At 55.0% G+C, this 13,382-nt stretch carries 11 protein-coding genes; 3 read left to right on the forward strand and 8 right to left on the reverse strand.

Annotation, left to right across the window (positions count from 1 at the left end; all coding sequences use genetic code 11):
* Positions 1–31 precede the first annotated feature (31 nt).
* The 5 genes from secF to queA form a co-directional block, all read right to left on the reverse strand.
* Positions 32–1,000 carry a protein translocase subunit SecF gene (secF, locus tag EE896_RS14850; protein ID WP_003852511.1) on the reverse strand — a complete coding sequence of 323 codons (969 nt, stop codon included), beginning with the start codon at positions 998–1,000 and terminating at the stop codon, positions 32–34.
* A gap of 10 nt (positions 1,001–1,010) precedes the next feature.
* The gene (gene secD, locus EE896_RS14855; protein ID WP_071778534.1) at positions 1,011–2,858 is read right to left on the reverse strand and encodes a protein translocase subunit SecD; all 1,848 of its coding nucleotides are present in this window, start codon (positions 2,856–2,858) and stop codon (positions 1,011–1,013) included.
* Positions 2,859–2,883: 25 nt separating this feature from the next.
* A complete protein-coding gene (gene yajC / locus EE896_RS14860) occupies positions 2,884–3,216 on the reverse strand; it encodes a preprotein translocase subunit YajC (RefSeq protein WP_003852509.1) in 333 nt (110 codons plus the stop codon).
* Positions 3,216–4,364 (reverse strand): tRNA guanosine(34) transglycosylase Tgt, encoded by a 1,149-nt coding sequence (tgt, locus tag EE896_RS14865; RefSeq protein ID WP_003852508.1) that lies wholly within the window; start codon positions 4,362–4,364, stop codon positions 3,216–3,218. The genes yajC and tgt overlap by 1 nt, the downstream gene beginning before the upstream one ends.
* Before the next feature lie 77 nt (positions 4,365–4,441).
* Positions 4,442–5,512 carry a tRNA preQ1(34) S-adenosylmethionine ribosyltransferase-isomerase QueA gene (gene queA, locus EE896_RS14870; RefSeq protein WP_003852507.1) on the reverse strand — a complete coding sequence of 357 codons (1,071 nt, stop codon included), beginning with the start codon at positions 5,510–5,512 and terminating at the stop codon, positions 4,442–4,444.
* Positions 5,513–5,615: 103 nt separating this feature from the next.
* On the opposite strand from queA, the gene EE896_RS14875 reads away from it, so the two are divergent.
* The 3 genes from EE896_RS14875 (at position 5,616) to EE896_RS14885 (ending at position 8,474) form a co-directional block, all read left to right on the forward strand.
* Positions 5,616–6,197 (forward strand): ACP phosphodiesterase, encoded by a 582-nt coding sequence (locus EE896_RS14875; protein WP_105099440.1) that lies wholly within the window; start codon positions 5,616–5,618, stop codon positions 6,195–6,197.
* Between the two features lie 207 nt (positions 6,198–6,404).
* Positions 6,405–7,217, forward strand: a complete 813-nt coding sequence (locus tag EE896_RS14880) for an inositol monophosphatase family protein (RefSeq protein ID WP_003852505.1) — start codon at positions 6,405–6,407, stop codon at positions 7,215–7,217.
* Complete coding sequence (locus EE896_RS14885) at positions 7,218–8,474, forward strand: histidine-type phosphatase (protein WP_008924877.1); 1,257 nt, start codon at positions 7,218–7,220, stop codon at positions 8,472–8,474.
* 513 nt (positions 8,475–8,987) lie between these two features.
* Here EE896_RS14885 and proY read toward each other — a convergent pair.
* The 3 genes from proY to EE896_RS14900 all read right to left on the reverse strand — a co-directional run bounded on the left by proY (position 8,988) and on the right by EE896_RS14900 (position 13,228).
* Entirely contained in the window at positions 8,988–10,340 is a 1,353-nt protein-coding gene (gene proY / locus EE896_RS14890) for a proline-specific permease ProY (protein WP_003852502.1), read from the reverse strand.
* Positions 10,341–10,410: 70 nt separating this feature from the next.
* Positions 10,411–11,730 (reverse strand): branched-chain amino acid transporter carrier protein BrnQ, encoded by a 1,320-nt coding sequence (gene brnQ, locus EE896_RS14895; RefSeq protein WP_008924876.1) that lies wholly within the window; start codon positions 11,728–11,730, stop codon positions 10,411–10,413.
* 391 nt (positions 11,731–12,121) lie between these two features.
* Entirely contained in the window at positions 12,122–13,228 is a 1,107-nt protein-coding gene (locus EE896_RS14900; RefSeq protein WP_140916017.1) for a cobalamin-independent methionine synthase II family protein, read from the reverse strand.
* Positions 13,229–13,382 lie beyond the last annotated feature (154 nt).

Below are 13,382 nucleotides of genomic sequence, written 5' to 3' on the forward strand. Positions count from 1 at the left end.
TTGGCTGCCCGTTTTTATTTCTGACGCGTGATTAAGGCAGGATAGAAGGCTGATCGGCGCCCTCTTTCTCGACTTTCTGCACCATCATATGTTCACGCTTCATGCCCAGCTTCAGCGCCAGCGCCGAAGAGACATAAATGGATGAAATCGTACCAATCGTCACACCAATCAGCATGGTCAGTGAGAAGCCTTTCAGCAACGCACCACCAAACACGAACAGGATGAGGATCATCGCCAGCGTCGTCAGCGAGGTAATCAGGGTACGGCTTAACGTCTGTGTCAGTGACACGTTCGTAATATCGTAAGAGCTGCCGCGACGAATCTTACGGAAGTTTTCACGAATACGGTCAGAGACCACAATTTTATCGTTAAGCGAGTAGCCAATCACCGACATCAGCGAGGCAACAATTGTCAGGTCGATTTCAATGCGGAACAGCGCCAGCAGGCCGCAGGTGATGATCACGTCATGCGCCAGCGCCAGCACGGTACCCAGCGCCAGACGCCACTCAAAGCGGAAACCGATATAGATCAGAATCGCAATCAGTGCAGACAGCAGCGCCATCGCACCCGCCTGCGCCAGGTCGCTACCCACACTCGGGCCAACGAACTCAATGCGCTTAACGGTCGCGTTTTGCTGGGTAGTCTGGTTAATCACCGACACCACTTTATTGCCTAACTCAGTACCCGCCGGGCCGGTCACCGGTGCCATACGCACCATGACGTCACGGCTGCTGCCAAAGTTCTGCACCAGCGGCTCGTCAAAGCCCGCTTTCACCAGATCACCACGCAGGACTTCAAGGTCGGCCGGTTTTTCCAGCGCGATCTCAATCACCGTACCACCGGTGAAATCGAGGCCCCAGTTAAAACCACGCACACCCACGATCGCAATCGCGGCAAGAATCAGCAGTCCTGAAATGATGAAGGCCAGCTTATCCCAGCGCATAAAGTCGACGACTTTACGCCCGTGGTTTAACTGCTCAATGTTATATTCCTGTGCCACAACGCACTCCTCAGATAGACAGCTTGTTGATGCGTTTGCCACCGTAAACCAGGTTAACAATGGCACGGGTACCGATAATCGCGGTGAACATTGAGGTCGCGATACCAATTGCGGTGGTAATAGCAAAGCCTTTGATCGAACCGGTGCCGACCGCGTAAAGAATGATAACTTTGATCAGGGTGGTCACGTTCGCATCGACAATACTGGAGAAGGCGCCTTTGTAGCCCTCATGAATTGCCTGCTGAACCGAGCGCCCGTTACGCAGCTCTTCTTTAATACGTTCGTTAATCAGTACGTTAGCATCGACTGCTACCGCCAGTGTTAACACGATACCGGCAATACCCGGCATGGTCAGGGTCGCACCAGGCAGCAGGGACATGACGCCGACAATCAGCACCAGGTTAACCAGCAGCGCACTCGTCGCAATCAGACCAAACTTCTTGTAGAACACCACCATAAACAGGATCGAGGCGAGCAGACCCCACAGGCAGGCTTCCAGACCCTGAGTAATGTTTTGCTGACCCATGGTCGGCCCGATCGTACGCTCTTCCACAATCTGGATGGGCGCAATCAACGCACCGGCACGCAGCAGCAGCGACAGCTGACGCGCTTCGTTCGGGTTGTTGATACCGGTGATGCGGAAGCTGTTCCCCAGGCGAGACTGGATATTAGCGACGTTAATCACCTCTTCCTGTTTCACCAGAATTGAACGGCCGTTAGCATCTTTTTTACCGCTGTCCTTATACTCCACAAACAGGGTCGCCATCGGCTTGCCGATGTTGTCCTTGGTGAAGTTGGACATGATGTTACCGCCTGCGCTATCAAGTGAAATGTTCACCTGTGGCTGGTTGTACTCATCCATGCTGGACGTCGAGTCGGTGATGTGGTCACCGGTCAGGATCACCCGCTTGTAGAGCACGACCGGCTGGCCATCACGCATGTCTTTAACTTCTGAGTCACCCGGAACACGGCCACTGGCCGCCGCAGTAGGATCTACGCTGGTGTTCACCAGACGGAATTCCAGCGTCGCGGTTGCGCCCAGAATCTCTTTGGCACGCGCCGTATCCTGAATACCCGGCAGCTCAACCACGATGCGATCGGAGCCCTGACGCTGAACCAGTGGTTCCGCCACGCCAAGCTGGTTTACACGGTTACGCAGAATCGTAATGTTCTGCTGAACCGCATATTCACGCGCTTCGCTGAGACGGGCATCGCTCATGGTGGCACGCAGCGCATCGCTGCCGCTGCTGTTGATCACCAGATCCTGATGACGCGAGGAGAGCCAGGAGATCGCCGCATCACGACTGGCAGCGTCACGGAAACGAATTTCCACGCCGTAGTTCGCGATTTTGTTGACGGTGGTATAAGGGATATTTTTGGTGCGCAGATCGCTACGCAGCGTGTCAGCATTCTGCTCCTGCAGCTTGCTGAGCGCGGTGTCCATGTCCACTTCCATCAGGAAGTGCACACCACCACGCAGGTCGAGACCGAGTTTCATCGGCTCTGCTGACAGCATGCTCAGCCAGCGCGGCGTGGCTGGCGCAAGGTTCAGCGCGACAACGTAGTTCTCACCCAGCGCTTTCATGATGGCTTCACGGGCGCGTAACTGCACATCCGTATTGTTGAAGCGCGCGGTAATCGCACCATTTTCCAGCGCAACAGATTTGCTCTGGATATTGTCTTGTTTTAATGCGGACTGAATTTGATCCAACGTCTGCTCACTGGCGGCGCTTCCGCGCGCACCAGTGATTTGAACGGCCGGATCCTCACCATACAGGTTGGGAAGCGCATAGAGCAGGCCGACGAGAATCACGACGACCAGCATCACATACTTCCACAAAGGATAACGATTTAACACGGCAGTTCCCTTAGGGAAGAAAGAATTACAGCGCCTTGATAGTGCCTTTAGGCAGCACGGCAGCGACGAAATCACGTTTAACGACGACTTCATTGGTGTCATTCAGCGCGATAGCGACGTATCCCGTGTCAGAGACTTTCGTTACGCGGCCTACCAGGCCACCGCTGGTCAGCACTTCATCACCCTTAGAGATGGAATCCATCAGCTTCTTGTGCTCTTTCGCACGTTTCTGCTGCGGACGCAGGATCATGAAGTAGAAAATCAGACCAAACACCACCAGCATGATCACCAGAGAATACGGACTTCCCTGAGACGGTGCGCCAGCTGCAGCCACGGCGTCAGAAATGAATAAGCTCATTAAATTTCCCTCATTGATGAATTATCAGACGTTAATGGCGGAACTTCTTTGCCCGTCCGTTGGTAAAACTCAGTTACAAAGTGTTCTAATTTACCCTCTTCAATGGCCTGGCGTAAACCTGCCATCAGACGCTGGTAATAGCGCAAATTGTGGATAGTGTTCAGACGCGCGCCCAGTATTTCGTTACAACGGTCGAGATGATACAAGTAGGCGCGGCTATAATTGCGACAGGTGTAACAATCACACTCCGCATCCAGCGGCGCAGTGTCATCTTTGTATCGGGCGTTGCGGATTTTCACCACACCCTCAGTCACAAACAGGTGACCATTTCGGGCATTACGGGTAGGCATCACGCAGTCAAACATATCGACGCCGCGACGGACGCCTTCAACCAGATCTTCTGGCTTGCCGACACCCATCAGATAACGTGGTTTATCCTGCGGAAGCTGCGGACAGACGTGCTCAAGAATACGGTGCATGTCCTGCTTGGGCTCACCCACCGCCAGGCCGCCCACAGCGTACCCATCAAAGCCAATCTCTACCAGACCTTTCACCGAGACATCTCGTAAATCTTCGTAAACCGAGCCCTGGATAATGCCAAACAACGCATTTTTATTCCCCAGGCTGTCGAAACGATCACGGCTGCGTCGCGCCCAACGCAGCGACATCTCCATGGAGCGTTTGGCATAGTCCCAGTCTGCCGGATAGGGCGTACATTCATCGAAGATCATGACGATGTCGGAACCGAGGTCGTACTGAATCTCCATCGATTTTTCCGGATCGAGGAAGATCGGGTCGCCATTGATCGGGTTACGGAAGTGAACGCCCGCTTCGGTGATTTTGCGGATGTCACCCAGGCTGAAGACCTGGAAGCCGCCGGAGTCGGTCAGAATCGGCCCTTTCCACTGCATAAAATCATGCAGATCGCCATGCAGTTTCATGATCTCCTGGCCCGGACGCAGCCAGAGGTGGAAGGTATTGCCCAGAATGATCTGTGCGCCAGTCTCCTGCACTTCTTCCGGCGTCATGCCTTTCACGGTGCCATAGGTGCCGACAGGCATAAACGCAGGGGTTTCCACCACACCGCGATCAAAAATCAGACGGCCACGGCGTGCGCGCCCGTCTGTAGTATCAAGTTCAAATTTCACAAAGCCCCCATTGGAGAAACAGTCCAATGTATACAACCTTCACGCTATTAAGGCGGTTCCGGCTATCGGTTAATAAATCAGTCGCCCACTTTTTCCAGCGGCGCCTGCGGATTTTTGCTGATAAACATCGCGTCACCATAACTGAAGAAACGATATTGCTCAGCCACGGCTGCGTGATACGCCGCCATGGTGTGCTGATAACCGGCAAACGCCGAGACCAGCATAATCAGCGTCGATTCGGGCAAATGGAAGTTGGTGATCAGCGCATCAATCACCTGATACTCATAGCCCGGATAGATGAAAATCTGGGTATCATCGAAGAACGGCGCAATCAGAGCATCCTGACTCGCTTTGGCGGCGCTCTCCAGCGAACGGACGGAGGTGGTGCCGACGGCGACCACCTTATTGCCGCGCGCTTTACAGGCCAGCACCGCGTCAACAACCTCCTGCGGCACTTCGGCATATTCTGCGTGCATGTGATGCTCTTCGATGGTCTCGACACGCACCGGCTGGAAAGTCCCCGCCCCAACATGCAGCGTCACAAACGCCATTTCAACGCCCTTCTCTTTCAGCGCCTGCAGCAGCGGTTCATCGAAATGCAGACCGGCGGTCGGGGCCGCGACAGCACCCGGACGGGCGCTGTAAACCGTCTGATAAAGCTCGCGATCCGCCTCTTCATCCGGACGGTCAATATAGGGCGGCAGCGGCATATGGCCGACGCTGTTGAGAATATCGAGCACCGCGCGCTCATCATCAAAGACAATCTCAAATAGCGCATCGTGGCGTGCCACCATCGTCGCTTTCACGCTCTCATCTTCACCCAGAAGCAGTTCTGCGCCCGGCTTTGGTGCTTTCGAGGCGCGCACATGTGCCAGTACGCGCTTATCGTCGAGCATCCGCTCTACCAGCATTTCGATTTTGCCACCGCTGGCTTTACGGCCAAAGACGCGCGCCGGAATCACGCGGGTGTTGTTGAACACCAGCAGATCGCCTGGATTCAGCTTATCCAGCACGTCGGTGAAAACACCGTGCGACAAGGCCCCGCTGGGGCCATCGAGCGACAGCAGGCGACAGCCACTGCGCTGCGCCTGGGGATAGTGAGCAATCAGGGATTCGGGCAGTTCAAAAGCAAAATCAGCGACACGCATTGAAATGTTCTTTCTCAGGCAAAAACAGGCGGCACAGTTTAGCGGAAAAACGACCAATTCTGAACAACTGGCTGCGCTAAGGCAGTTCAGCCTATAATGCGGCATGAACTTTCTTGCGCATCTCCATCTGGCTAAGCTGGCCAACAGCTCCTTACTCGGCAATTTAATGGCCGACTTTGTGCGTGGCAACCCGCACCAGCACTGGTCTGCACCTGTTGCAGACGGCATTCTGATGCATCGTCGTCTGGATGTGATGACCGATGGGCTGCCGGAAGTGCGCAGCGCCCGTCAGCTGTTCCGTGCGGAAACGTATCGCGTGGCACCCATCACACTGGATGTCATCTGGGACCATTTTTTGGCGCGTCACTGGCAGCGTTTCACACCCGAGCAGACGCTGGTGCAGTTTTCTGCCGCCGCCGAGCGCGAAATCCTGCCGCAACTGCCAGATACCCCCACTGAATTTCAGGAACTCAATGCTGTGATGTGGCGTGAGCGCTGGTTTGAGCATTATGCCCAGCCTGCACGGCTTGAGCGGGTGCTGCACGGCATGGCCAGCCGCCGTCCACGCCTGGCGGCACTGCGCGACTCCTACCATGATTTCACCGAACATTATGATCAGCTGGAAGCGCTGTTTTTTATTTTTTATCCGCGTTTAATGGCGCTGGCGACCAGCAGAACCCTGTAAAACCCGATCCTCTGCTGCCGGGCTGGCGGATGCCAGCTTTCGTCTGAATAAAAAGCCGCTTTCCTGACTTCCCGCCATCTTGCCATTGCTGCTTATCTGCGGCTTAATGAAGCCTTTCTTAACAATAGCTAAGAAAACATTACAGCCAGACCGCCTGCTCAGGCGCACCTTCCGTTCGTTATGGCAAAAAAATCATAAGAGGAAAAGATGTCATCCGCTTCGCATTCTGAAATAGACGCGCGTTATCGTTACGCCTGCGACATTGCCCGTGCTGCGGGCAGCCGGGCTTTGTCATGGTATCAACAGCGTCAGACATTGGTAGTGGAACACAAAAGGGATTTGCAGGATGTGGTCAGCGAGGCTGATCGTAACGTTGAGGCATTAATTAAGTCGTTAATTGCCGAGCGTTTTCCTGAGGATGCCGTCTATGGCGAAGAGAGCGGTGGCGAGGTCCAGGGCGCGCCTTTTATCTGGGTCGTTGATCCGATCGATGGCACCGCCTGCTTCGTCAATGGCCTGCCTAACTGGTGCGTCTCGCTGGCCGTCGTCTGTGAGGGCGAACCGGTGATCGGCGTGGTCTGCGATCCTAACCATCAGGAGCTGTTTCATGCACGAGCGGGCCAGGGCGCGTGGGTTAATGAGAGCCGTCTGCAGGCCCATGACGCGCAGCATCTCAACGAGGGGTTACTCGGCATCAGCAACTCCAGCCGCACACCGGGTGAAAGTACCTCGCGGTTGATTCGCGGCTTAACAGAACAGGGTGGCATGTTTATTCGTATCGGTTCTGGTGCGCTTACCAGCGCCTGGGCCGCCGCCGGGCGGCTGATTGGCTACTATGAAGCGCATATGCATCCCTGGGACAGTCTGCCGGGCATCGTCCTGATGCGTGAAGCAGGCGGTGTCACCAATGATTACCTGCGTAATGACGGAATGAAAAACGGCAACCCGGTGTTGCTGTCCAATGCAGCCCTTTACCCGAAAATAAAAGCGCTGACCGGCAATCTGGCGCTGGAGGAATAAATGACGATGCCTGCCCTGTACCGCTGCGCGCTGATCCTCAGTTCTCTCTGGCTGCTAAGCCCGGCGTCACAGGCGGCGGATTACCAGCTGGAGAAAGTAGTCGAACTGAGCCGTCACGGTGTTCGTCCGCCCACGCCCGGCAATCGCAAAGAGATCGAAGCCGCCAGCCAGCAACCCTGGACGCAGTGGACCACTGCCGATGGTGAGCTGACCGGCCATGGCTACAGCGCTGTGGTGAATAAAGGACGCTGGGAAGGCGATCGCTATCGTCAGCTCGGGCTGCTGAGCACGGGCTGTCCTGACGCGGCTGAGGTCTACGTTCGCGCCAGTCCGCTTCAGCGCACCCGCGCCACCGCCGCGGCGCTGACGGACGGCGCATTTCCCGGCTGCGGCGTGCCCGTGCATCACGTAGCAGGCGATGCCGATCCCCTGTTTCAGAGCGAAAAGCTGACCATCACCCGGACCGATCCCGCTCAGGAGCTCGCCGCGAAACAGCAGAAAGCAGGCGATCTGGCCCGGCTACAACAGCAGCTGCAGCCGGCGATTCAGCAACTGAAAGCTGCCGTCTGCCCGCCCGCAACAGATTGCCCGTTGTTTGATGCGCCCTGGGCGTTTCGGCAGACGCGCAACGGCAATACTTACGTTTACGGGCTGAGTGTGATGGCGAGCATGGTGGAGACGCTGCGACTGGGTTACAGCGAAAACCTGCCGTTTGATCAGCTCGCCTGGGGACACATCACCTCGGCCGCGCAGATCACCTCGCTGCTTCCATTGCTGACCGCCAACTACGATCTGAGCAACGATATCCTTTATCTGGCTCAGCACCGTGGCTCAATACTGCTTAACGCCCTGCTGTCAGAAATTGCGTCTGACAGCTCGCCAACCCGCTGGCTGATTCTGGTGGCGCATGACACCAACATCGCAATGGTGCGCACTCTGATGGACTTTAGCTGGCAGTTACCCGGCTATTCACGCGGCAACATTCCGCCGGGCAGCAGTCTGGTGCTGGAGCGCTGGCGCGACATACACAGTGGCAAACGTTTTTTGCGACTCTATTTTCAGGCGCAGAGTCTGGATGGTATCCGACAGCTGCAACCAATTGATGATAAACATCCGTTATTACATCAGGAATGGCATCAGTCAGACTGCAGAGTTACCCATGTCGGCGTGCTCTGCCCTTATCAATCCACGCTGACTCAGCTGCGGAAAAACCTGGATAACAGCGCTGTGTTGCCGGTTTCGGTTATATTGCCCTGAGTCTGTGGCTAATGAAATTAAGGCCGCAGTCTCAATGCGGCCTTATTAATGTTAACCACGGTTAATTAACGCCACTCCGACCTATTCTTATTTAAAACGACTGACTATCAGCGCTACCCGTTTTGTTTTACGATAGTTACGTCAATCATCCCTTTATTAACTATTTTCCTGTAATCCTTGAGTATTTCGGCGACTGGTTTCGCCGTTTTTTATTTCTGCCTTTATTACCCTTCGTGCCCGATTAGCTGCACCCTCTCCTGCTCAGGCTCTCTTGTGTCCCTGTCCCCGGTTTGCATCCTCCGTGATATTCACTGCTCTTTGAAATAATCATTCCCGGAACTATTTGCTGAAATAATGTGATGCATGACCTTATTTCGCTGATACACAATAAGTGCCGAATAAAAGGAGTTCGTGTTGTGGCGGGGATCACATAAATAATCAGATGCGGGGAAAATTTGAGAGGGGAAATAGCGTGTTCTGCTCCCCCATAAATCGGGAGAGCAGAACAGAGGATTAGCGGGTTTTACGCACCAGCTTATAACCCAGCAGCAATACCACTATCCACACCATACCCACATAGAGTGAAATACGGGTATCGGGGAAATATCCAATCAGCCCGATGATAAAGCAGAGGAAGGCAACGCCGACACCCGCCGTCCAGCTGCCACCTGGCAGTGCAAACTTCAGCTTACTGGCCGCCTCTTTGCCAATTTTGCGACGGAACGCGATCTGCGACAGCAGAATCATGATCCAGACCCATACTGTTGCAAAGGTCGCCAGCGACGCGATCACCAGGAAGACTTTTTCGGGCATCAGGTAGTTGAGATAGACCGCAATCAGCATGGCAAACATCATCACGACAACCGTCACCCACGGAATTCCGCGTGAAGAGACCTTCATAAAGACTTTAGGCGCATGGCCTTGCTGCGCCATTCCGTGCAGCATGCGACCCACACCAAACACATCGCTGTTAATCGCCGAGAGTGACGCGGTCAGCACCACAAAATTGAGGATAGAGGCGGCGGCGGCGATGCCAAGATGCTGGAATGTCAGCACAAACGGGCTGCCCGACGTGCCTACCTGATTCCATGGGTAGATGGACATAATCACAAACAGCGTACCGACATAGAACACCAGAATGCGCCACGGCACTGAGTTAATCGCACGCGGAATCGACTTCTCCGGATCTTTCGCTTCACCCGCCGTAATCCCGATAATCTCAATGCCGCCGTAGGCGAACATCACCATCTGCAGCGACAGCAGCATGCCGACCACGCCGTGCGCGAAGAAGCCGCCATTGGTCCATAAATTATGGATGCCGGTCGGCTGGCCGCCGTTGCCAATCCCCCAGATGATCATGCCGAAACCGGCCAGAATCATCACAATGATGGTGGCGACTTTGAAGAAGGAGAACCAGAACTCCACTTCACCGAACACTTTCACGCTCATCAGATTGACGGCACCGATGATCAGCACCACGCTCAGCACCCAAATCCAGTGCGGCACCTCGGGGAACCAGACGCCCATATAGATGCCGAACGCGGTGACATCTGCAATCGCGACAATCAGGATCTCAAAACAGTAGGTCCAGCCGGTAATGTAACCCGCCATCGGCCCAAGATAGTCCTGCGCATAGCGTGAAAAGGAACTGGCCTGAGGATTATTAACGGACATCTCACCCAGCGCACGCATGATGATGTAAGCCACGGCCCCACCGATGATATAGGCGAGCAGCACGCTCGGGCCGGCCATTTTTATCGCGTCGGCGGAACCGTAAAACAGCCCGGTGCCAATCGCCGATCCCAGCGCCATAAAACGGATGTGGCGCGTGCTCAGTCCGCGTTTGAGCTTGTTGGTTTCTTGCATAACAACCTGTACCTGTGAAATGAAAAAACCACGGGCAGGCCCGTGGTTAAAGAAAAATCAGTGCGTTCTGTTACGAGTGAACGGCAACCTGTTCCGGCCCCTTCACCCGATCAACAACAGCGGCAATCAGCAGCATCACCAGCGACGGCGGCAACCAGGCGAGACCCTGATCGGCCAGCGGCAGATGCTGACTGAAAGCGGGCAGCAAATCTTTAAACCCGGTGGTTTTAATCGCATCAACAATGCCAAACAGCAGGCTTACCAGCATAGCTGGCGCGATAATCCGGCTGCTCTTGTTCCACCAGTTGAGGGTGAAACTCAGTACAACCAGCACGATACAAGGCGGGTAAATCGCCGTGAGTACCGGGATGGAGATCTGAATCAGGTGGCTCAGGCCGAGGTTCGACACCACCATCGAGAACAGACCCAGAATAAACACCAGCGTTTTATACGATAACGGCAGGTATTGCGCAAAAAATTCCGCACAGGCACAGGTCAGGCCAACGGCGGTCACCATGCAGGCAACAAAAATCAGTGCGGCCAGGAAGAGACTGCCCATATTGCCAAAGGTGTGCTGAACATACGCATGCAGAATCGCTGCGCCGTTGGCGTTTTGATCAACCAGCGCACCGCTGCCCGCGCCCAGCTTAAACAGGCAAAGGTAGACCAGCGTCAGGCCCAGACCCGCGATCAGGCCTGCCAGCACGGTATAGCGCGTCAGCAGCGCGGCATTGTCGACGCCACGCGAACGGGCGGCGTTGACAATCACGATGCCAAAAACCAGCGCGCCCAGCGTATCCATCGTCAGATAGCCGTTAACGAAACCGCTTGAGAACGCCGCATGCTGATAATCAACGGTCGCGGGAATGGTGCCACCCGCCGGCCACACCAGTGCAGCCACGCCCAGCACGGTCAGCGCGATAATTTTCAAGGGCGCAAGGAAGTGACCTACAGTGTCGAGCAGTTTGCCCGGATAAAGCGATACACCAATCACCAGCGCGAAGTAGATCAGGCTGTAGATAAACAGGGGCAGCGCACCATCGCCGGTCAGCGGCGCAATACCCATCTCAAATGAAACCGTTGCCGTACGCGGGGTGGCAAACAGCGGCCCAACAGCCAGATAGCACACGGTAGCCAGCACAATGCCCGCAACCTTGCCAATCGGAGTGCTGAGTGCATCCACGCCGCCGCCGACGCGAGCCAGCGCGATCACGGTCATCACCGGTAACCCGACTGCGGTAATCAGAAAACCAATTGCGGCGGTCCAGACGTGTTCACCAGACTGAATACCGACCATTGGCGGGAAAATGATGTTGCCCGCGCCAACAAACAGGGCGAATGTCATAAAGCCCAGCGCGAGAATGTCCTTCGAAGTTAAACGATGTGTCATACGGCCTGTCACTGATGTTGCGGTGGAAGTTGGGTTAGTGTTGTCCCCTCGCTGCGTGTAAACCGCGATCTGGCTGACAATGTCAGCGCATTATGCTCGTCGCAGGGTAAAGCGCAGGTGATTTAAGCTGCTTTTATTCTGTTCACAGAGGGATGGATCGACAACGGCGCTAAGTAAAACGTTTATAGCGGTGAAAGGCAATACGGGATCGGAAAACCAGAAGGTTATACCACCATTTTTCCCAAAGGCAGTGGATAGCGTTAATTTTTGCTGCAGGGACACAAGATGATGTGCCTAAATAATAGACAGAGCGTGAGAAATCCCCGCATGAACGGGGTTTCAGATACACAAAAGGCGCGTTTTACGCGCCTGTCTGCACAACGTTACAGCACTACCAGACCTGATTCGCGATATCCACCACCAAACGAATTTTCTGCCACTGCTGCGCTTCACTCAGGCTGTTGCCCTCTTCAGTTGAGGCGAAACCGCATTGCGGGCTGAGGCAAATCTGATCCAGGCTGACGTACTGCGCCGCCTCTTCCAGCCGGATTTTCACCTGCGCCGGATCTTCCAGTTCACCCACCTTAGTGGTGATTAAACCCAGCACCACCTGCTGATGACCCCGTTTAATGTAACGCAGTGGCTCAAAGCCGCCGGACCGGGCATTGTCATACTCCAGGAAGAACGCATCCACGTTGACGCTGCCGAACAGGATTTCTGCCACCGGCCCGTAGCCCCCCTCTGAGATCCAGGTGGAGCGGAAGTTCCCGCGACAGACATGCAGACCCACCGTCAGATCGGCAGGCTTATCCTCCAGCGCTTTATTCAGTACCTGAGCGTAAATCTGTGCCAGCTGATCCGGATCGTCGCCGCGTTCGCGGATATCGCGCTTCTGATCTTCAGAGCAGAGATAAGCCCAGACGGTGTCATCCAGCTGCAGATAGCGGCAGCCCGCATCATAAAAGGCCTGAATCGCCGCTTTGTAGGTCTGCGCCAGATCCTCGAAGTAGTCCGCCAGATCGGGATAGACCTCTGCATCAATCACTTTGCGGCCACCGCGGAAGTGTAAAACGCTGGGGCTGGGAATGGTCATTTTTGGCACCGCATCCCCGGCAATACTCTGCAGGAAACGGAAATGCGCCAGCATCGGATGATCCGCCGGGAAACCGAGTTTGCTCACCACTTTCACGCCATGCGCTTTGGTCTGCACGCCATTAAACTGGATGCCCTGTTCCGCTTCATAGCGCTCAACGCCATTCAGGCCATAGAAGAAGTCGAAGTGCCACCAGCCGCGACGAAACTCGCCATCGGTGACCACCTTCAGGCCATTTTCACGTTGCTTCGCTACCACATCGCGAATCGCCTCATCTTCGACCTGCTGCAGGGCCGCCGCATCAATCTCTCCGGTAGCAAACGCTTCGCGCGCCTGCTTAATCGCAGCGGGACGCAGAAAACTGCCAACGGTGTCGGCACGGAACGGGGCGGTTTCTCTTTGCATGATCACTCCTGTCTCTCCTGCCGGTAATAACGACAGGAAATCATTACACCCTGAAATAAATAGCCATCCGGATGGCTACATGTCTGAAAACAGAGTGTCATGAGTGGCATGCATCTGCAACTGAAGAAAATTCAGGGATGATGAAAAAAATTCA

It is taken from the genome of Pantoea eucalypti (assembly GCF_009646115.1).
GTDB classification, from domain to species: Bacteria; Pseudomonadota; Gammaproteobacteria; order Enterobacterales; family Enterobacteriaceae; genus Pantoea; species Pantoea eucalypti.

Coding starts and splice junctions, on each gene's coding strand:
- yajC (WP_003852509.1), bottom strand. CDS start 3,216: ATGAGCTTATTCATTTCTGACGCCGTGGCTGCAGCTGGCGCACCGTCT.
- queA (WP_003852507.1), bottom strand. CDS start 5,512: ATGCGTGTCGCTGATTTTGCTTTTGAACTGCCCGAATCCCTGATTGCT.
- EE896_RS14875 (WP_105099440.1), top strand. CDS start 5,616: ATGAACTTTCTTGCGCATCTCCATCTGGCTAAGCTGGCCAACAGCTCC.
- EE896_RS14880 (WP_003852505.1), top strand. CDS start 6,405: ATGTCATCCGCTTCGCATTCTGAAATAGACGCGCGTTATCGTTACGCC.
- EE896_RS14885 (WP_008924877.1), top strand. CDS start 7,218: ATGACGATGCCTGCCCTGTACCGCTGCGCGCTGATCCTCAGTTCTCTC.
- proY (WP_003852502.1), bottom strand. CDS start 10,340: ATGCAAGAAACCAACAAGCTCAAACGCGGACTGAGCACGCGCCACATC.
- brnQ (WP_008924876.1), bottom strand. CDS start 11,730: ATGACACATCGTTTAACTTCGAAGGACATTCTCGCGCTGGGCTTTATG.
- EE896_RS14900 (WP_140916017.1), bottom strand. CDS start 13,228: ATGCAAAGAGAAACCGCCCCGTTCCGTGCCGACACCGTTGGCAGTTTT.